Below are 18,800 nucleotides of genomic sequence, written 5' to 3'. Positions count from 1 at the left end.
AGCCGCTACATGGCTAACTGACTCCCGTGGATTTTTGGATACTGCTTTACGACTCCATCTCTGCCATAAACCCTGACGGATAGCTGTATATATCGATCAAAACTACAAAATTGCTGGAAAAATCGATTAAGCACATCGCAAAAAGCGAGAAAGCCGCTCTGGGTATCGAGTGTCAGTTCGATCTCACTACCTGGTGAAAATACGTTTTTTCCCATGATTCGTATGGCTGATACTTGTGATTTTACTGATACGCTATGTATAGTCTGTATTTCTTCGGCAGACAGTTGTTCTCTGCTACATAGCTGAAGCATCTGTTTAAGGGTTTCGGTAGGGTTATCTGCATGCAATAGTGACGAAAAGTTACCATTTAACAGCCCAACAAATTGCCAATGAAGATTCAAATTTTGTTCGCGCTCAATTGGAGCGGTGGGGGGATATATGGCGCTGAATGTGCCCGGAATATCGATGCTTTCTGAGCATTCCATTTCGCCGTCAATACCACAGGCTTGTTTACCATTAGTACAAAGTAGGTAAGTGCCATACAACTTGCTAAATTCCAATTCATGTGTTGGTTTGAGACTAATTGCCAGTCTAAATTGTCCAGATAAATCTCTTGAGCTTTGCCAGTAATCTGCATTGTCGTCAGATTGATAGCTATCACGAAACAAGGGTATTAATGGCTTCTCTCCTTGAGGAGTGATTTCAAATACGTCTTTTACCTCAACAACTTCTATATCGCTATCACTGTGTGCATCAGCATTGACAGGTATAGTCAGAGACCTTTGATCATAACTGGTAGGCTCTCCAGTTTGCTCGAACAAATTTACCGCAGGTATCACATCAAGCTTAAACACATGGTTGTCAAATAAGCGCATGAACTCAGCAGGAATTGCATGCATAAACAGGTTGAGCTTGATTTCTGAACTATCAAATTTCTTAGCCGCCGTTGCAAAATCTTTAAGGCGGAAAAACTGACGCTTTTCTTTGAAAAAGAAAAACTCACTGATTAGTTGAAAGCCAGAGAATTGATTGCCTTTTTGGGGAAGGAATAAAAAATTTAAGTCGCTAATTCTACTTTTAAGTTTTTCTGCTGGCATCACGATATGTTTATTACAGCTCACATCAGAAATTGATACAGCTTTCGTTTGTCCCAACAGAAGCTCAACAATTGAGTCGGCATTATTTTCAAAACCTTGTACAAACAGATCTAGGTCCTGATGATTAAGCTGGGAGAATTGAATACTAGGATCGCCTGTTGAGAGTGATAGCTGAATGACTGCTGTTGCCTGTTCAGTACCGAGTGGACGATTAAATTTAAAAGGGGCACTTGATGCTGTGGTATCAACTAATTGAAATGGAGCTGTAACCAGTGTATCTACAGTCGTAAATTGACATGTTCGACCTTTAGCATCTGAAGTAAAATGTGAGCCCTTTGGAATAATGGTTGACTCTGGAGCATCACCTTCGGCAGACAAGTGCATGTAGGCAACGCTAGGTATGGTTTGAGTGTAGCTAGGATAAATGACATTTAGCAGGCCTTCGACAACTTGCGGCAATTGTTCAGACAATTGTTTTTCGACTGTGGCATTTAACAGTGAAACCCCATCAAGAAGCCTAGCAAGACTCGGGTCTTCAATTTGTCCTTGATGTATATTGAGACGTTCAGCATATTCTGAATGCTGGTGGCCAAATTGCCCGAGTGCTCTTCTTACAAACGTTAGCTCTTGCTCAAAGTAACGCATTAAAGGATCAGTCATAGCTATCTTCCGTCATAATTGTCGTAAGATCATTGAGAGATATTTTAGAATCAAAGATAAGCTCTTGTTCTCCCCTCGACGTATTGGCTTTAGCCACAATATTAAACACCAAAGCGTTTTCACTCTCGTTACGCTCCAACAGTTCAACCATCACTTGAGACAGGCGTGGTTCAAAATAGCGAATATAGCTTTCAAGGCGAATCGCTAGTTGGGCTTGGTCTAAACTGGCACTAAGTAGTTGAACATCTTCAATTCCAAACCTGAGATTTGAACGCTGAAGTTCGATAAACCTATCGTCGATACTAAGCAAAGAAGATTCTGACTCAAGTAGCTTGGTTAGGTGATATTTTATATCTTCAACTTCTTCGGTTTGACTGGAACCTTTTGAATCAATAAACGCTTTCCAAAATCCCATTAGCTAACCTCATCAAGCTCTGTGGTCAATATTACTTCGCCAGTGAAGTGGTCGTATTGATATTGAGGTACAATCCTAAGTGTGCAAATAAAGCTTCCCGCTTGAGTGTCAGACTCGGATACTGATATTTTCGCGAAACTAAGCGGATATTTAGCTAGTGTTTCTTCGTTTGCATAGGTGACATTACTAGAAAATTTTTCAATCCATTGAGTTAAAAAACGTTCACATTCGGAAGCGGTGTTGAAACTTCCCAGCATTTCCCGCACCTGTACTTTTAGGTAGTGCGCGATGCGGCATGACATCAAGCTAGTTTGGATCTGGGTCAGTACTTTATCATTATCTGATGTTCCACTTTGCCAGATGGAATTATTACCGTTGAAAAAGTATTTGTCTGTCAATGGGCTTTTGGTAAGAGGGATAAATCCGTGTTGGGCGTAAAATGTTGATATCTTACCAAATAAAACCACATTGGTTTGCGGTTCTCTGATGAATAAACAGTCGTGCTGATCGATATTAATGACTGCTCCCTGAGATTTATCATTCCAGCGAGATTTTAGAAAACCAAACCAATTAACCCTATGGTATTCGCGCATTATTGTCGACATTAGCGCAAACCCCGCATTACCCCAAAGTCCACTACCAAGCTCATTGTATATGAAGCCTACCTTCATATTTTTGTATTGATATCTCATGCGTATTAAAGGCATTGCGAAACCTATAAAACGACAACTTTGCTTACTACGAAGCGATTGCCATGCATGAAAATCTGGCCCAGCTAATATTTTTTCAATTCTGTCGATGTCAGAGAGCCAGTCCGCTCCGGACTCTACAAAAAAATTTTTATTAGGGGAAAAAATCATTGGGCACAATGTGGACTCACCGAGTTTACTCAGTAGCTCAACAGTAAAGAGGTCGTCGTAGTCAGCGTCGAAATCCATATCAACTGACACAGGGTGAGTAAACAATATGCAACCAAACGGCTGACCACCGAGGGTGTTAAGCTCCTTGTTACCTATTTTATTAAACAAATTTGACGCTTTGATATTGTATGCTTGGTTGACATCAGAAGAGACCTCGTGCCAATGCATATCTAGGACTTTGACTTTCACCCTTTGGTTATTGATGGGCAAGCTTACAAGCCCGTGTACCCCCAACCAACTGCTATGCAAGCTTTTAAACTCATCATGATGAATGATCTTGTCCATTTGGCTCGAAAGTTTCCTGTCTAAGAGAGAAATCATCTTGGCGACGAAATCGACTAGAGAAAACTGGTTATCTAAAGCATCAGGTTGAATTTCAAACAGTACAGACAGCGCCTTTCTGAGAAAGTCGCTGTCTGTACTGTCTATCTCCAAAAACTTTTTTTGCCAATCAAGATTGAAAGCTAGTTGCATATTATTCCTGAGTTATAAAAACATATAAACAAGGCCGGGGTTATCCGGCCTATGATTAGATTAGCCTGGTATTTTGGCAACCATACGAACTGAGGTAGTCAGTTCTTCAAGTTGTAACCAAGGTCTAAGGTGAGCGACAGCAGAATAAGAACCTGGGCGGCCAGGTTGTTCAACCACCTCTATTCTTGATTCACACAGTGGAGTTTTAGCTCGCTGTTCATTACCAATGGCGCCAGCATTGGTGTACTGATCGATCCAAAGTTGAAGTTCTCGCTGAATGTCCGGAGCTTCCAAATTTGAGCCAAGTTTGTCACGCCCCATTACTTTTAGGTAATGCGCAATGCGGCTACTGGCCATAATGTAAGGAAGACGCGCTGAAATTGCTGCGTTTGCCGTTGCATCCGGATCAGTATACGTCTTAGGCTTTTGTGCTGTCTGACCACCAATAAACACGCCGTAATTAGAGTTCTTGTAATGAACGAGAGGCAAGAAACCTAAATCACTAAGTTCTTTTTCTCTCTCGTCAGTAAGATTCACCTCTGTGGGGCATTGTTGTACAAGATCTCCAGCTTCAGTTTTGTAGGTTAGATTAGGAAGGTTTTCGACTTTCCCTCCATTGTCCAAGCCTCGTATTGATGTACACCAACCTGACGCTGTGTAGGCCTGAGTCATTTTTAAACCGAGATCATAGGCAGCGTTAGACCAAACCAATTGGTCGTTGCTTGATGGATTTGGATTACCATCCATATCAGTGCCAAGCTCTTCGTAGTCGAACAACTCTGTGCCAAGGCCTTTGTTACCATAAGGTAAACGTGCCAAGGTTCTAGGCAAAGTAAGGGTTACATACCTTGCGTCGTCACTTTCGCGAAATGCATTCCATGCTGCATAAGCAGGGGAGTCAAAACCCGCAGCAACGGGTTTACCTTCATCAAATGTGGTGAAGTCGTTAAATTCGAACATTTGTGCATTGGCTGCTGCAACAAAGGGGGCATGACAGGCAGCCGCAACTTCACCCATGTAGCGAAGGAGAGCAACATCCTCGTCTTTAGCACTGAATTCGTAATCGCCAATGAAGGTTCCGTAGGGCTCTCCACCAGCAGTACCAAACTCACCTTGATAAACCGCATTAAATAATGGGCTGCGATCGATTGCAGGTGCATCCTCAAATTGGTCGAGTAACTCTTCCTGAGTGAAATCAACCATTTTTATTTTTAGGTCTCTACCGAGTTCACTTTCTTTTACCAGTTTCTGTAGACCTCGCCATGACCCCTCAAGCTTTTGGAAGTCCTTCTGCTGCATTACCTCGGATAATTGCTTGGAGAGTTGTTTATCAATTTCTGAAATTGCATTTTCAATAGTTTTAGTAACATTTTTATCCCATGTTACTGTCCCTGAAAGCGCTTGTTCAGCAAGAACTGAAAAAAGCTCCTTAGTTGTGTCGGCGGGGGTCTGAGTGGTTGCTTCTATCGCTCGGTCGAGAAAACTCAGGGAGCCTTCGGCTGCTTCCGCTTGAGGTTGATTTTCAGCTTCTGTACTCATTATTCGCCTCCTTCTTTACTTACACCCAGTTCTTCAGATAACGCGTTGATCGTATCTGCACTCTGTAGGACTTCTTTAAGCAGCTTCTCTAAATCCCGCGAGCGATCCGCTTTTGAAAGAAGTACTTTCAGTTGGTTTCGGGTTTCAACTAGCTTCTTAAGAGGCTCTACCTGCTCTACAATTGCTTCAGGTTCAAAGTCTTTCATGGAATTAAATTTCAGTGCAGCTTCGAACTGACTATCATCATCAGCAAGGACGTTGTCGACTTTTAAGGACAATTCTGGTCCTACACGTTTCATAACAGTATCAAAATTATCTTTATCAACGTTGTAAAAAGTACGGTCTTCAACGTCTTCTTTGTCTTGCTTATGGCCTGAGTAGTCACCAATTACCCCAACCACAAATGGGAGTTCTTTGGTTTCTACGGCGCCATTAGTTTCCACATCGTAAGTAATACTAACTCGGTTTTTACTTACTCGTTTGTGTTGGGAATTCAGTGCCACAGTGGGCCTCCTTACTTAGTTAGTTAGCAGTTGAGGTGACTTTGGCTGTTGTTGCATCAAATCCAACTTCTGGCCCTTTCTCAATCTTACCGCCATCGGCTTCAATGTAGTAAGCTTTGGAAATTTGGGTATAGGTTAAAGAGAAAGACTCATTTGGTAGACTGCCGTCAGAGCCAACCATGTTGTAGCTAGACATACGTGCTGCCTGAAGAGTAAGGATGAGATAAGGATCAGCACCAGAGCCTTCTCGGTTTGGTTTAGTCATGACAATTTCAATGACTTTCCCTTCTGGACCAGGAGCGTAAAGGAATGTAGTTAGATAAGGGGTAGCACCATCACACCCTCGAGTAACATTGATTTCACCTAGTGCAACCATTCCTTGGTCAGCGTTATTGGCATTACCGACGTCAATTCCCACACCGCGTACAGCATTCCAAGTGACAGAATCAATAGCGAAGAACCCGTCTTTACCACCGATTTTGTCTACTGTCGCTGCGCCCTTTGGGGTAGTTCCATCAATTCTCATAAAAATAGAAGCCATTGTGTTCTCCTTTGCTAATTAGCATGTAGTGTGTTACCACTCGAAATTACTAATCCCACTATCAGACTGAGTATCAGTGTCATTGTGAGAGGGACTTTCACTGTGTGTTACAGTCTCAGATGAGTCTGAATCTTTCAGTGGTTGTGTGTTTACATCTGTCTCTACAAGCCCAGACGGTTGGGTGAATGTTTTGTGTGGTGATGGGGGAATACTGCTAAGCTTTGCGGGTTCTAAATTATCCATACCAGAAACCTGGTTGATGTGGGTAATAGCTCCTGAGTTACCGCCTGTCATCTCGTTTAATAATTCAGGTAAGCTCATGTAGCCCCAGCGAATTGCTCGTTCAAGTAAAAATGGAATAGGGCTATGAGGCTCGGTTTTTTGAAAAAAACGTGAAATTTTACGCAGTTCGTGAAACGCTTGATCGCGACTTGAAATGACATTTGCAGCAGAAGCAGATTGACTGTTATTACCCCGTCCAGATGTTGCGCTTTGAGCACTTGCTTTTGGAGGCTGAGTTACGCTAGAGCTCTCAGCCGGAGTTTCTGAGCTTTCAACACTTACTTCGCTTTGTGTTGACTCATAAGTGACCATTTTAAAATTATTGTCTAATGGCCAAGGTGCGAACCTATCACCAACTAAGTATTGTATTGCCTTGAGAAGCTCCGAAATATTGGCTTTGGCAAATTTAAAGCTTATCGGAGACACGTTTATTTTCTGGCACGCCTGCGCGATAAGTTTTTCGGCTGTATCGAAGTTCTGATATGCAGTAGCAAGATCGCGTACCACATCTTCCATCTCGTTTGAATATAGTGAGTACGCTGACTCTTTTAGCTCAGATAGGGTTCCGCTTCGCTCTGCTCTTAAAAAATCACCAAATGTAACGTGTCCTACAAGGTCGGTCATTTGCAGTGGCATGAAAAGCGCGGTTGAGTCTTGGGTTTCACCGACGAGCTGAAGTAGCGGTTTTATTCTAAACTCAGTCAGCTCTTTATTACGTCCATCTTCGTCATTACTTTTTAGTTTATCTTCAGGAGGCTGAGGATGGAGGGTATCCCAAAATTTTTGGATAATTTCTACCAAAGCTTTTGTTGCCTCAGCGAGGTTTGCGTAAGGGGAAGCGGTAAACAATTGGCTGGTAATAAACCATCCGAGTAGTTCAGTATCCTTTGTTTGTGATGTTAAAGCGTCAAATGTAGTAGTGCGTACCAAATTCCAGTTAGTATCATTGGCTTCAATAAGTGCTTCATCACTAGAAGCATCCGGTGTCTCAACTAACTGCCGAAACGATGACTGCGCAGTATTGTAGTGATTTCTCAGAGTACGATAAGCGCTACGATCCAACTTGAGATAGGTACCTGATGGTTGCTCTTCAGATATAGGTTTTAATAATGCATCAACATCTACCATATACAGTCCATCTTTAGTCTCTGACAAGAAAAATGTAAATTATTCAGCTATTTATTAGTTATAAACACCAATGTGCATATCAGATTTTAGACGGTTTTTCGCAAAAAACTTCATTGATTTCATTATTTTATTAAAAGGGTGATCGCTTTCTAAAAAAATGGGTGGCATATCATGTCAATGTCGTTAATTTGTGAAGTAGTAAGAAGAGGTTACGTATCTTTAATCCTTTAATATGCTAATAAATAACTCTTTTCTCAATAGCATACCGATCACATAATAAAAGCTTAACCACCGATAAGGACGGTTGGCATTCCTAAAACAATTGACCCACCATGTGCTGTAGTATCTCCCATTCTTGCTGCTGGCTTACTATTGATCAACACGGTAGCACTCCCCTTAACGATGGAATCCGGTGGGCCTACGCATACCACTATATCCCCTAGAGTTGCTGCGGGCATATTCCCTATAAGAACAGTAGGAGCCCCAGGACCAGTAATTGGCCCTCCAACATGAGGTATGGGAGGTACCGCCGGTGTTTGCATTGGACATACATGCATATCCGTTAGTCTTGCAGCGGGTAGAGTCATACTAAGCCTCCATTTCCACCTTGAGCAATATCAATTGCTGCTGCAATTGCATTTTCATAGTAGGTGGAGGTTTTATCCCAAACTGGTAGTGCAGCGGCGTGATTAATGGCTCCCGCGACCGCTTTAGCGTACAAGTATGGATCAGGTAATACGGTGGGTAAGTCTGGCGCCACTATACTCCCAGAGCCGTTCCAAAATACCGCCTGGCTAACCCAAGATGGTCCACAATTGAGTTCCAATCGATTGGCCAATAGCTCAGACTTTCTGCGCAGCTCTTCAGACGGAGACAATGCCCAGTGCTTTGTAGTATCCAATGCCATTTTTTGAGCGTCATTCCAAACATCATTGCGTGAATATAGACAACATAGTGCCCACCAAATACTTTCTCTGACAGGTAACGCATGGGCGAGAAACTGTACTAGATCATTATAAAGTTCTGACTTTTGCAAACTAACTATCACTTGATCTATCGGAAGTTCGTCATTGATACATTCCTTAGCTTCATCAGAAGCTTGAAACCTTGGCATAATTTGAGAACTGCTTTGGTAGGGGATTTTTTTATACATAGTTTTAGTTAACCTTAACAATCGCACCTTTCAACTCACCTAATACACCGCCGTCGAAAGTTCCTTTTAGACCTGATTTGAATTCAGCGCTTAACGAACCTTCAGCACTTAATGTGGTGTCTGCTTTCATCTCTATGCTTAGTCCTTTTATAGTATTTGAAGTGGTTGCTTCAAGTGCTGTAGTCGTGCCTGATATTTTGTTTGCGGATGTCGCTTTACTGGTAACATTGGTGCCTTCTAAATCCAGCGCACTGCTTGCTTTTATGTCTATGTTGGTGGCTTCTATTGATATTGAAGAAGAAGACATCGATATTTTGCTGGAACCAACCTTCAAATCAATGGTGTCATCGGCCTCTAGCGTAATGGTCTTGGCTGAACCACTCATATCCTTAGTAACAGATAAAGTATAGGTATCTTCCGTTTTTATCATCATGGATTTAGTAACGGTTTGGCTCAGTTCTCCCTTAACGCTTTCTGTATGATTATTTTCAATTTCTTGTGAGATATCTTTAGCAGCATGAAGATAAATCAGTTCATTATCTTTTTTGTCATCAAAATAGAGTTCATTTGCCTCAGCAGTTAGTTTAGTTTTTATACCACTTTTGGTTGTATTCGCTTCCTTATAAGGGGGAGCATTATCGCTGTTATACACACTCCCAGTAATAATAGGTTGATCCGGATCCCCATCAATGAATGACACCAAAACTTCCTGACCTACTCTAGGGATAAACTGCGCACCATAGCCATTACCGGCCATCATTTGGACGACACGAACATAGCAACTGGTTTTATCTCCACTGGCTTCTGTATCCCAATGGAATTTAATTCTCACTCGGCCTTGTTCATCTTGGTTTATCTCTCCAGCGGTATTTCCAGCAACCGTTGCACTTTGCAGACCTTTTACTGATTGCTTCCCTCTTGGCTTGGGGTAGGTAGATGTCGCTTTGGGTACAAGTCTAACTTCCGTAGTGCACTGAACATCATCTTTGTAATGTGTTGATATGCCAACCACGGAGAAATCCCCCAGTTGTGATTTGTCCAAGTGGCTACTTAGTGAAAACCAGGTAGCAATATCAAACATATCGTGTTTGGCGTGAGCTATGACGGATTGATAGTCTTGCTCAACATATTCGATACGTCTTTTAGCAAGATTGCTTGAAAGGTCAGTCATGTCGCCACTGATGCCTAGCTCAGGATAATAAACGGAGGTCAATTTGGTATTGTTTGCAACGGTATTGCTACTAGTTTTGGCTTTACTTGTCACTAGCTTGGATTGCGAGTAATCATAAGCTGTTAACTCAATGCTGGCTCCATGAAAGTCCATAACAGGAACCCAGGATTCTATGAGTGGTAGGCTTCCTGATGGTGTTTCTTGCATATCAAACTTAGCCACATCTGCTTTGGTATATGGAGAAGTGGCGTCTTGAATCACCATTGTATGCTCGCCGGATTGATGCTCAAAATAGAAGTGCAACCCCTCTTCTGCAAGCAATCGAATAACGAAGTCATAGTCTGATTCGTCGTACTGAAGGCAATATTCTCTTTTGGTGGAGGGCAAACTTGAAAGCTTATATTTACCCTTAAAACCAGCATTATCAAAAATATCACTGATTATGTCTTTAGTCGTTTGGGTTTGATAAACACGAAAAGAGTGGGTATGTGTAAGTAGCCAAAACCAAGGCTTGAGTATGACGCGAAATTGCATGAACTGGAAATTGGCATCCAACCCCATTTGTTCAATGCGAGTTATAACACCATTGAATGTCCTTTGTAGTTTGTTGCTGCCAGATTCGTTGCTATATCGATTGATAGTTAGGAGTTGACCTAACTGGTCTTGAGCATCAAACGTTGAAGAGACGATCGTTGCAGTGATTTCAAATGGAATAGACAGGGCCTGAGTGACGATAAAATCGCTAATTAAGTGTTCTTGGCTTTTATAATCTTTCGCAGACATTAACCCTGCCGATGCTGAATACTTATCAGGCATAGAATATCCTTATCTTAAAAAGTCTTTATAAATTATATTGATATGTGTAAATCTAACCGGATTAATACAAAGTAGCAGTTAATTCATAGTTAATAAATCTAGCTTGCTGGGATACTCGATAACTCTCATTCAAAGTAAACTAATGTGTGAGCTATCTTTGTATTTTGCAAATTTATCTGCTGTCCACTACGAGCAAAACAGCTTTTTTGTAGGCAAAACTCATACTTTCGATTTCATTTTTACTCTGCCAAATAGACTCAACAGGTGGCAATATCACGAAAAACACTAACGGTTCATGGTGAAGAGAACGCCAACGCCGATCTAAGTCGTTTTTCTTGTGTATATTCATATTGATGGTAAGAACAAGGCTATCTTGGGCTAGCTCTGAGTTAGGGACTTTTCCCAATTCGTGCACTGCCCCCCAAAGTGTATCAAGCGATCTTTCTTGGACACTTCTTAAGAAAAGTTCAAATTCGAGTTCGCCTGGCTTACTGGTCATTGTTGTGCTCAAACGATGATGTAACCTAAACCCATCAATAAATGGAAGGCTATTCAAGTTTTTGTCGACAATTTGTTTTGATAATGGACAAAACTGAACGGAATTTTCCAATTGCTGGCTGGCATATACTTCACAGGCAAACTGTTTGATTATTGATTCAAGCATACGATGAAAGTGGCTTGTTTGAATATCAGCTATAGACACACTTGAGCTTGCTTCGGCTTCATTGAACACTATTGCAGCGACATTATTAACCTGTTGATAATTGGAAACATCGACGTAACGATTTGATTTTAAAGCTTTGATTACTATGTTGTTTGTCTCTATCAGGGCAAGACTTTCATCAGAATAAACGCTATCGGTTAAGAGAGGGTAATATGGATCTATGTCGCTTGAAGTAAAAAAGGAGCATGAACTAAGGCTAATACTTGCAACAGTCAGGGTTACCGCTCTGATAATAGGGGTATACATTCGACTACTTTCTCCTTACTGCACTTAAAAGAGATATTAGCGAGATGCTCATTTAAGTTCATATAACTTAATGCGCTAAATCTTAATCTAGTCACAAAAATCAATGTAATGATTCCATCATTGCTCTAGGAAACATGATTAATGATGGATATCTGACATTTGGCTGGTTTGATTGTCGACAATACTCTTGGAAATAGGTCTGAGTTTTTGGATATTTGGCAAGTGAAACATATTATTGTAGACAATTAGACATAATCACTCGTTAATCATGAATGATGAACTCGTATCTCGAATTAAAATAAAACTTGCAGAGAGAGAAAGCACTAAGTCTGAAAATTTAACCGAGCTTTTAATAGAGGCAATTGTTACTGGAGCAATACATTCTGGCAGCAAGATTTCTGAGCCTGAATTGGCCAAGCGGTTAAATGTGAGTCGAGGGCCTTTGAGAGAAGCTTTAATGCGGATTGAAGGGTTGGGGTTAATCGAACGAATTCCTCATGTGGGAGCTAGGGTAGTTAAGTTGTCCGCTAAAAAATTAGTGGAAGTGTATTCAGTTAGAGAGGCACTGGAAGGTATGGCAGCTAGGTTAGCGGCTAGGCACATATCAGAAAGCGAGATATTGGGCTTGGAGACATTGCTCGCCAAACACTCTAAGCATATTGATGAAGTTGAGGGAAGCTCATACTTTCACCAGCAGGGTGATTTCGATTTTCATTATCGTGTAATATTAGCCAGTCGAAATAGCAAACTTATCTCCTTATTATGTGATGAGTTATACCATTTACTTCGCATGTACAGATATCAATCTCCCCGTTCTCAATCTAGGCCTCATGAAGCATTAAACGAACACAAATTGATATTGAAAGCGGTAGAAAATCGTGACGAAGAATTAGCCGAGATTCTAATGAGGCGACATATTTCAGGTAGTAGAAAATTAATCGAGCAGCAAATAATAGTAACTCAAAATGATTAGAAGGAAATGATCATGGGTTTATCTCAAGGTGCAAAGTTTAGGGCCGCAGTAGAAAAAAATACTCCATTACAAATTGTTGGAGCTATCAATCCTTACTGCGCAATGATGGCAAAAAATTTGGGGCATCAAGCCGTCTACTTATCTGGCGGTGGTGTGGCCAATGCTTCTTATGGGTTACCGGATCTCGGTATTACTACCCTTAATGATGTTTTAGTGGACGTAGAACGTATCAGCAACGCGTGTGACCTTCCTCTTTTGGTCGATATTGATACAGGGTTTGGTGGGGCGTTTAATATTGCGCGTACAATCAAAGCAATGGAAAAAGCAGGTGCGGCTGCAATACATATGGAAGATCAAGTTGCACAAAAACGTTGTGGTCACAGGCCTAATAAGGCGATAGTCAGTCAGCAAGAAATGGTTGATCGCATTAAAGCGGCTGTCGATGCCCGTCAAGATTCAAATTTTGTCATTATGGCCAGAACAGATGCGCTTGCCGTTGAAGGGATGGACAAAGCAATAGATAGAGCGATAGCTTGCGTTGAAGCTGGGGCTGATATGGTATTTCCTGAAGCAATGAACAAACTCGAGCAGTATGCACAATTCTCCAAAGCCCTTTATCAGGCCATAGGTAAAGATGTCCCAATATTGGCTAACATTACTGAATTTGGTCAAACCCCTCTATTCAACACCCAGCAGCTAGCAGAAGTGGGAGTTGATATGGTGTTGTATCCACTCAGTGCATTTCGTGCCATGAACAAGGCTGCAGAAACTGTCTATTCTCACCTTTTAAAAGAAGGCAATCAGGAAGAACTCATTGGTATGATGCAGACGCGAAGCGAATTGTATGATCATCTCAATTATCATGATTATGAGCAAAAATTAGATACGCTTTTCTCGCAAGAAAGCAATTAGTATGGTGTAAAAGTTCTTATATTCAATAACGTTAAATGAGTTAGGTGAGCAGTAGGTACATTTAAATTGCTAAACAGAAAAGGAGTTCGATATGTCAACTAAACAGTTAGGTGGCGCAGGATTGAGAGGCCAAAGTGCTGGAAGCACCGCTTTATGTACAGTAGGTAAAACAGGAACCGGTCTTACCTACCGAGGGTATGATATTCATGACCTCGCGAACAATGCACAGTTTGAGGAGGTTGCACATCTGTTATTGCGTGGGCACCTCCCGACTCAGCAAGAACTAGATGCTTATAAAACACGTCTGATAAGCCTTCGTGGTTTACCAGAAGAAGTTAAAAAAGCGCTTGAGCTTCTCCCACGCGGCGCACATCCTATGGATGTGATGCGTACTGGGTGTTCTGTTTTAGGAAACATTGAACAAGAGTCTGACTTTTCTGGGCAACTTAATGCGACAGAGAGAATGTTAGCTTTGTTTCCTGCAATTATTTGTTACTGGTACAGGTTTAGTCATGATGGAGTAAAAATTGATACTCAAGATCAATCTCAAAACTGTATTGGTGGCTATTTTCTGAAAATGCTGACAGATAAAGAGCCAACAGAACTGCACAAACAAGTCATGCATTGCTCGCTGATTTTATACGCAGAACATGAGTTTAACGCGTCGACTTTTGCTGCGAGAGTATGCGCATCAACCCTTTCTGATATTCATTCATGTATTACGGCCGCAATTGGCACGTTAAGAGGGCCTTTGCATGGAGGTGCCAATGAAGCGGCAATGGATATGATCCAAGACTGGCAAACTCCCGAAGAAGCTGAGTCTAATATCATGCGAATGTTGGCCAACAAAGATAAAATAATGGGTTTTGGCCATGCGATTTATAGAGAAAGTGATCCAAGAAACGCATTAATTAAACGTTGGTCCAAAGAGTTGTCAGAACAGGTTGGCGATAAGCACTTATACGCTGTTTCTGAACGAGTAGAGACCGTTATGAAACGTGAAAAAGGATTATTCTGTAACGCTGACTTTTTCCATGCTTCAGCTTACCACTTTATGGATATCCCCACTAAATTGTTCACACCAATATTTGTTATGAGCCGTTTAACTGGCTGGGCTGCTCACGTGTTTGAACAGCGCGCAAACAATCGTATTATTCGCCCTAGCGCAGATTATACAGGGCCAGACGCACAAGAATGGCTACCTATCGATAGAAGATAGGAAATCTTACTGTGTTGCCAAGGCTTGTGTTTCTGTATCAAGCCTTTTTATATTTGTGGGTTTATATCGAGTCATACATTCCAGGCTTAGGCCTTTTATCTGCTGACCGTTTAACCTGTTCACAGCTGTAATCAAAATCACCCAACAACATAATTTCTATCACTTTGAGGCAATTATACGACTATCCAGAGTGATATTCAGATGGAAGTAATACAATGAGCTGTACTGTTAACACTGATTATCGTAAGCCGCTTTCGGGATCCGACTTGGATTTTTTTGACGCGCGCCAAGCCATCAACGATATTTCTCCCGGAGCTTATGATCGCCTACCATATACCTCCCGTGTTCTTGCCGAGCAACTAGTGCGCCGGTGTAATCCAACAACCTTAGCCGAATCACTAAAACAGTTAATCGAACGCAAGAGAGATTTGGACTTCCCATGGTATCCCGCTCGGGTGGTGTGTCATGACATTCTTGGTCAAACTGCTTTGGTAGATTTAGCCGGGTTACGCGATGCCATCGCTGAGCAGGGCGGTGACCCTGCGAAAGTTAATCCAGTTGTCGAGACTCAATTGATTGTTGATCACTCATTGGCGGTGGAACATGGTGGTTTTGACCCTGATGCTTTCGAAAAAAACCGAGCCATTGAAGAGCGCAGAAATGAAGACCGCTTTCATTTCATTGAATGGTGTAAAACGGCGTTTGAAAATGTCAGCGTTATTCCTGCAGGCAACGGCATTATGCACCAGATAAATCTAGAAAAAATGTCACCCGTCATTCAAGCCCAAGATGGTATAGCATTCCCCGACACATGTGTTGGTACGGATAGCCATACTCCTCATGTCGATGCGCTTGGCGTGATAGCAATTGGTGTAGGGGGCCTAGAAGCAGAGACAGTCATGTTAGGTCGCCCTTCGATGATGAGGTTACCAGAGATAGTTGGTGTAAAACTGGTGGGTAAACGCAGCCCTGGAGTTACCGCGACAGACATCGTTTTGGCCATTACGGAATTTTTGCGTGGAGCTAAGGTGGTCTCATCTTACCTCGAATTTTTTGGCGAAGGCGCAAGTAGCTTAACAATCGGTGATAGGGCAACGATTTCTAATATGACGCCTGAGTATGGTGCAACGGCAGGTATGTTTTATATTGATGAGCAAACACTCCAATATCTCAAACTAACAGGACGTGACTCACAACAAGTCGAATTGGTTGAAAGATACGCTAAGCAAACAGGGCTTTGGGCGAGCGATTTGCAGGAAGCTGAATACGAACGTGTGTTGGAGTTTGATCTTTCTTCAGTGACACGGAACTTAGCGGGTCCCTCAAACCCTCATCGCCGTTTACCGACCTCAGAGCTCAGTGCAAAAGGTATTGCTGGGAAATGGGATGATTCAGAAGGTCGATTACCCGATGGAGCAGTTATTATTGCTGCGATCACTTCGTGTACGAATACAAGTAACCCGAGAAATGTTGTTGCTGCTGGACTTGTCGCCAAAAAGGCAAATCAGTTAGGACTTGAGCGAAAACCTTGGGTAAAAACCTCTTTTGCGCCCGGCTCAAAAGTGGCTAAAATCTACCTTGAAGAAGCAGGGCTATTGCCAGAAATGGAGAAGTTGGGCTTCGGAATAGTCGGCTACGCTTGTACAACCTGTAACGGTATGAGTGGTGCTTTGGACTCTGACATTCAGCAAGAGATTATCGACAGAGACTTATATTCCACCGCAGTTCTGTCTGGTAATCGAAATTTCGATGGCCGTATTCACCCTTACGCTAAACAAGCGTTTTTAGCGTCTCCCCCTTTAGTAGTTGCTTATGCCCTTGCGGGGACAATTCGATTTGATATTGAGCGCGATGCGCTAGGATACAGCTCTGACGGGCAACCGATTTATCTTAGTGATCTTTGGCCTAGTGATGAAGAAATTGACCACACTGTCGCTGAATACGTTAAGCCAGAGCAGTTTAAACAAGTCTACATACAGATGTTTAAACTTGGTGATCAACAAGCAAATAGCAACCCTCTGTATGATTGGCGCCCGATGAGTACCTATATACGCCGACCCCCATACTGGGAAGGTGCGTTAGCCGGTAAACGAACACTATCTTCAATGAGGCCGTTAGCCGTATTAGGGGATAACATCACCACAGATCATTTATCACCTTCCAATGCCATACTCGCTTCAAGCGCAGCTGGAGAGTACCTTTCAACCATGGGGGTCCCCGAGCAAGACTTTAACTCCTACGCAACACATAGAGGGGATCACCTTACTGCTCAGCGAGCTACGTTCGCTAACCCTAAACTTTTCAATGAGATGGTTCGCGAAAATGGCGAGGTGGTGCAAGGTTCTCTCACTCGTATTGAGCCTGAGGGTGAAATATCGCGTATGTGGGAAGCAATTGAAAGTTATATGAGTCGCAAGCAACCTTTAATCATTATTGCTGGCGCAGACTATGGTCAAGGCTCTTCAAGGGACTGGGCTGCGAAAGGAGTTCGCTTAGCTGGCGTTGAGGTGATTGTTGCCGAAGGATTTGAAAGGATCCACAGAACAAACCTTGTAGGGATGGGAGTGCTACCCCTTGAGTTTAAACAGGGAGAAAACCGAAAAACACTCAAACTTGATGGTAGCGAAGTTTACGACATAGTTGGAAACATTCAGGCAGGTGTAGATCTTAGCTTAATCATTACACGCAAAAGCGGTGAACGCATGGAGACTTTGGTGACATGCCGTTTGGATACGCAAGATGAAGTCTCGGTATACGAGGCTGGTGGTGTGTTGCAGCGTTTTGCTCAAGATTTTCTTGCTAAGTAGGAGGAATAATGGCGAATCTTCAAACCAATCAAATAAAGGTTGCGGCAACTTACATGCGCGGCGGGACGAGTAAGGGCGTTTTTTTCAATATAAACGACTTACCTCCTGAAGCGAAAGTGCCCGGAAAAGCGCGTGATGCATTTTTATTGCGGGTGATTGGCAGCCCTGATCCCTATGCAAAACATATTGACGGTATGGGAGGAGCAACGTCAAGTACTAGCAAAGTTGTCATTCTCTCCCCAAGTACTCAATCTGATCATGATGTAGATTACTTGTTTGGCCAAATTTCTATTGATAAGGCATTGGTCGATTGGGGTGGCAATTGTGGAAATCTCTCTGCTGCGGTAGGCCCTTTTGCTATACACACTGGTTTAATGCCATCCGAACGCATCCCTGAAAACGGAACCGCCGAAGTCAGGGTCTGGCAAGCCAACATAAAAAAAACTATCGTCATTCATGTTCCTATTAGAGATGGAGTAGTACAAGAAACTGGCGACTTTGAGTTAGATGGAGTTACGTTTCCTGCGGCAGAAATTCCTGTTGATTTTATGTCGCCTGCAGATGGAAAAAGTAATATGTTTCCGACGGGAAACTTAATCGATGATCTCGATGTTCCAGAGGTTGGTACATTCAATGCTACGTTTATAAACGCAGGCATACCAACCATATTTATGCAAGCCGACTCCCTTGGTTATACGGGGACCGAACTTCAAGATGACATCAACAATGACCTAAGTGCTTTGGATAAGTTTGAGAAGATCCGAGCTTATGGGGCATTGAAGATGGGGCTCATAAGCAATATTGAGGAAGCCGAAAACCATCAGCACACACCTAAAATAGCGTTTGTTTCTAAGCCTAAAAGCTACCACGCATCAAATGGTAAATACATTTCTGAAAACGATGTGGATTTACTTGTTAGAGCTCTATCTATGGGGAAGCTGCACCACGCCATGATGGGGACTGCAGCGGTAGCCATTGCTTCAGCCTCATGTGTCCCAGGAACACTTGTTAATTTGGCCGCTGGTGGCGGTGAAAAGCACTCAATCACATTTGGACACCCGTCTGGTGTACTAAAAGTTGGTGCTATTGCCAGTCACAAGGAAAAAGGTTGGGTTGTTGAAAAAGCAGTGATGAGCCGAAGTGCAAGAATCATTATGGAAGGTTTTGTTCGAGTTCCTTCCAATATTTTTTAGAGCAAGCCTGTAAAGTCATTACAGGCC

The 18,800-nt window shown here is 42.4% G+C and carries 16 protein-coding genes; 5 read left to right on the top strand and 11 right to left on the bottom strand.

The features are described from left to right. Nucleotides 1-5: 5 nt before the first annotated feature. The 11 genes from tssF to AAFM34_RS07345 all read right to left on the bottom strand — a co-directional run bounded on the left by tssF (nt 6) and on the right by AAFM34_RS07345 (nt 11,669). Nucleotides 6-1,757, bottom strand: coding sequence for a type VI secretion system baseplate subunit TssF (gene tssF / locus AAFM34_RS07395; protein ID WP_341661446.1), 1,752 nt, complete (start codon nt 1,755-1,757; stop codon nt 6-8). Then, nucleotides 1,750-2,172: a type VI secretion system baseplate subunit TssE gene (tssE, locus tag AAFM34_RS07390; protein WP_341661444.1), complete on the bottom strand. Its 423-nt coding sequence runs from the start codon at nt 2,170-2,172 to the stop codon at nt 1,750-1,752. Before tssE ends, tssF begins: the two co-directional genes overlap by 8 nt. Then, the gene (locus AAFM34_RS07385) at nt 2,172-3,566 is read right to left on the bottom strand and encodes a type VI secretion system contractile sheath domain-containing protein (protein WP_341661442.1); all 1,395 of its coding nucleotides are present in this window, start codon (nt 3,564-3,566) and stop codon (nt 2,172-2,174) included. The genes tssE and AAFM34_RS07385 overlap by 1 nt, the downstream gene beginning before the upstream one ends. Before the next feature lie 60 nt (nt 3,567-3,626). Further along, nucleotides 3,627-5,105: a type VI secretion system contractile sheath large subunit gene (gene tssC / locus AAFM34_RS07380; RefSeq protein WP_341661440.1), complete on the bottom strand. Its 1,479-nt coding sequence runs from the start codon at nt 5,103-5,105 to the stop codon at nt 3,627-3,629. After that, nucleotides 5,105-5,608 (bottom strand): type VI secretion system contractile sheath small subunit, encoded by a 504-nt coding sequence (gene tssB / locus AAFM34_RS07375; protein ID WP_114785776.1) that lies wholly within the window; start codon nt 5,606-5,608, stop codon nt 5,105-5,107. Before tssB ends, tssC begins: the two co-directional genes overlap by 1 nt. A gap of 19 nt (nt 5,609-5,627) precedes the next feature. After that, nucleotides 5,628-6,149 (bottom strand): type VI secretion system tube protein Hcp, encoded by a 522-nt coding sequence (locus tag AAFM34_RS07370; RefSeq protein WP_341661437.1) that lies wholly within the window; start codon nt 6,147-6,149, stop codon nt 5,628-5,630. Nucleotides 6,150-6,182: 33 nt separating this feature from the next. Beyond that, nucleotides 6,183-7,559: a type VI secretion system ImpA family N-terminal domain-containing protein gene (locus tag AAFM34_RS07365; RefSeq protein ID WP_341661435.1), complete on the bottom strand. Its 1,377-nt coding sequence runs from the start codon at nt 7,557-7,559 to the stop codon at nt 6,183-6,185. 284 nt (nt 7,560-7,843) lie between these two features. Further along, nucleotides 7,844-8,146 (bottom strand): PAAR domain-containing protein, encoded by a 303-nt coding sequence (locus tag AAFM34_RS07360; protein ID WP_114785773.1) that lies wholly within the window; start codon nt 8,144-8,146, stop codon nt 7,844-7,846. Continuing rightward, nucleotides 8,143-8,712 carry a hypothetical protein gene (locus tag AAFM34_RS07355; protein WP_341661432.1) on the bottom strand — a complete coding sequence of 190 codons (570 nt, stop codon included), beginning with the start codon at nt 8,710-8,712 and terminating at the stop codon, nt 8,143-8,145. The genes AAFM34_RS07360 and AAFM34_RS07355 overlap by 4 nt, the downstream gene beginning before the upstream one ends. A 4-nt stretch (nt 8,713-8,716) precedes the next feature. Beyond that, nucleotides 8,717-10,699, bottom strand: coding sequence for a type VI secretion system tip protein TssI/VgrG (locus AAFM34_RS07350; RefSeq protein ID WP_341661430.1), 1,983 nt, complete (start codon nt 10,697-10,699; stop codon nt 8,717-8,719). A gap of 172 nt (nt 10,700-10,871) precedes the next feature. Beyond that, nucleotides 10,872-11,669 (bottom strand): hypothetical protein, encoded by a 798-nt coding sequence (locus AAFM34_RS07345; protein WP_341661428.1) that lies wholly within the window; start codon nt 11,667-11,669, stop codon nt 10,872-10,874. A gap of 268 nt (nt 11,670-11,937) precedes the next feature. Between AAFM34_RS07345 and AAFM34_RS07340 the strand changes: the two genes are divergently transcribed. From AAFM34_RS07340 to prpF, 5 genes are all read left to right on the top strand, one after another. Continuing rightward, nucleotides 11,938-12,642 (top strand): GntR family transcriptional regulator, encoded by a 705-nt coding sequence (locus AAFM34_RS07340; RefSeq protein WP_341661426.1) that lies wholly within the window; start codon nt 11,938-11,940, stop codon nt 12,640-12,642. 12 nt (nt 12,643-12,654) lie between these two features. Next, nucleotides 12,655-13,554 carry a methylisocitrate lyase gene (gene prpB / locus AAFM34_RS07335; RefSeq protein WP_341661424.1) on the top strand — a complete coding sequence of 300 codons (900 nt, stop codon included), beginning with the start codon at nt 12,655-12,657 and terminating at the stop codon, nt 13,552-13,554. Between the two features lie 91 nt (nt 13,555-13,645). After that, nucleotides 13,646-14,773, top strand: a complete 1,128-nt coding sequence (gene prpC, locus AAFM34_RS07330; RefSeq protein WP_341661422.1) for a 2-methylcitrate synthase — start codon at nt 13,646-13,648, stop codon at nt 14,771-14,773. Between the two features lie 215 nt (nt 14,774-14,988). Further along, complete coding sequence (acnD, locus tag AAFM34_RS07325) at nt 14,989-17,580, top strand: Fe/S-dependent 2-methylisocitrate dehydratase AcnD (RefSeq protein WP_341661420.1); 2,592 nt, start codon at nt 14,989-14,991, stop codon at nt 17,578-17,580. An 8-nt stretch (nt 17,581-17,588) separates the two neighbouring features. Then, nucleotides 17,589-18,773 carry a 2-methylaconitate cis-trans isomerase PrpF gene (gene prpF / locus AAFM34_RS07320; protein ID WP_341661418.1) on the top strand — a complete coding sequence of 395 codons (1,185 nt, stop codon included), beginning with the start codon at nt 17,589-17,591 and terminating at the stop codon, nt 18,771-18,773. The last annotated feature ends 27 nt before the right edge of the window (nt 18,774-18,800 follow it).

The sequence above is a fragment of the Vibrio sp. genome (assembly GCF_038138445.1).
Lineage (GTDB): Bacteria > Pseudomonadota > Gammaproteobacteria > Enterobacterales > Vibrionaceae > Vibrio.
This window is presented reverse-complemented; position numbering and strand designations above follow the sequence as displayed.

Excerpts from the sequence above, each read along its gene's own strand:
- tssE (WP_341661444.1), bottom strand. The coding sequence starts at position 2,172 with ATGGGATTTTGGAAAGCGTTTATTGATTCAAAAGGTTCCAGTCAAACC.
- AAFM34_RS07345 (WP_341661428.1), bottom strand. The coding sequence starts at position 11,669 with ATGTATACCCCTATTATCAGAGCGGTAACCCTGACTGTTGCAAGTATT.
- AAFM34_RS07385 (WP_341661442.1), bottom strand. The coding sequence starts at position 3,566 with ATGCAACTAGCTTTCAATCTTGATTGGCAAAAAAAGTTTTTGGAGATA.
- AAFM34_RS07340 (WP_341661426.1), top strand. The coding sequence starts at position 11,938 with ATGAATGATGAACTCGTATCTCGAATTAAAATAAAACTTGCAGAGAGA.
- acnD (WP_341661420.1), top strand. The coding sequence starts at position 14,989 with ATGAGCTGTACTGTTAACACTGATTATCGTAAGCCGCTTTCGGGATCC.
- prpC (WP_341661422.1), top strand. The coding sequence starts at position 13,646 with ATGTCAACTAAACAGTTAGGTGGCGCAGGATTGAGAGGCCAAAGTGCT.
- AAFM34_RS07370 (WP_341661437.1), bottom strand. The coding sequence starts at position 6,149 with ATGGCTTCTATTTTTATGAGAATTGATGGAACTACCCCAAAGGGCGCA.
- tssC (WP_341661440.1), bottom strand. The coding sequence starts at position 5,105 with ATGAGTACAGAAGCTGAAAATCAACCTCAAGCGGAAGCAGCCGAAGGC.
- AAFM34_RS07365 (WP_341661435.1), bottom strand. The coding sequence starts at position 7,559 with ATGGTAGATGTTGATGCATTATTAAAACCTATATCTGAAGAGCAACCA.
- AAFM34_RS07350 (WP_341661430.1), bottom strand. The coding sequence starts at position 10,699 with ATGCCTGATAAGTATTCAGCATCGGCAGGGTTAATGTCTGCGAAAGAT.
- prpB (WP_341661424.1), top strand. The coding sequence starts at position 12,655 with ATGGGTTTATCTCAAGGTGCAAAGTTTAGGGCCGCAGTAGAAAAAAAT.
- tssF (WP_341661446.1), bottom strand. The coding sequence starts at position 1,757 with ATGACTGATCCTTTAATGCGTTACTTTGAGCAAGAGCTAACGTTTGTA.
- AAFM34_RS07355 (WP_341661432.1), bottom strand. The coding sequence starts at position 8,712 with ATGTATAAAAAAATCCCCTACCAAAGCAGTTCTCAAATTATGCCAAGG.
- prpF (WP_341661418.1), top strand. The coding sequence starts at position 17,589 with ATGGCGAATCTTCAAACCAATCAAATAAAGGTTGCGGCAACTTACATG.
- AAFM34_RS07360 (WP_114785773.1), bottom strand. The coding sequence starts at position 8,146 with ATGACTCTACCCGCTGCAAGACTAACGGATATGCATGTATGTCCAATG.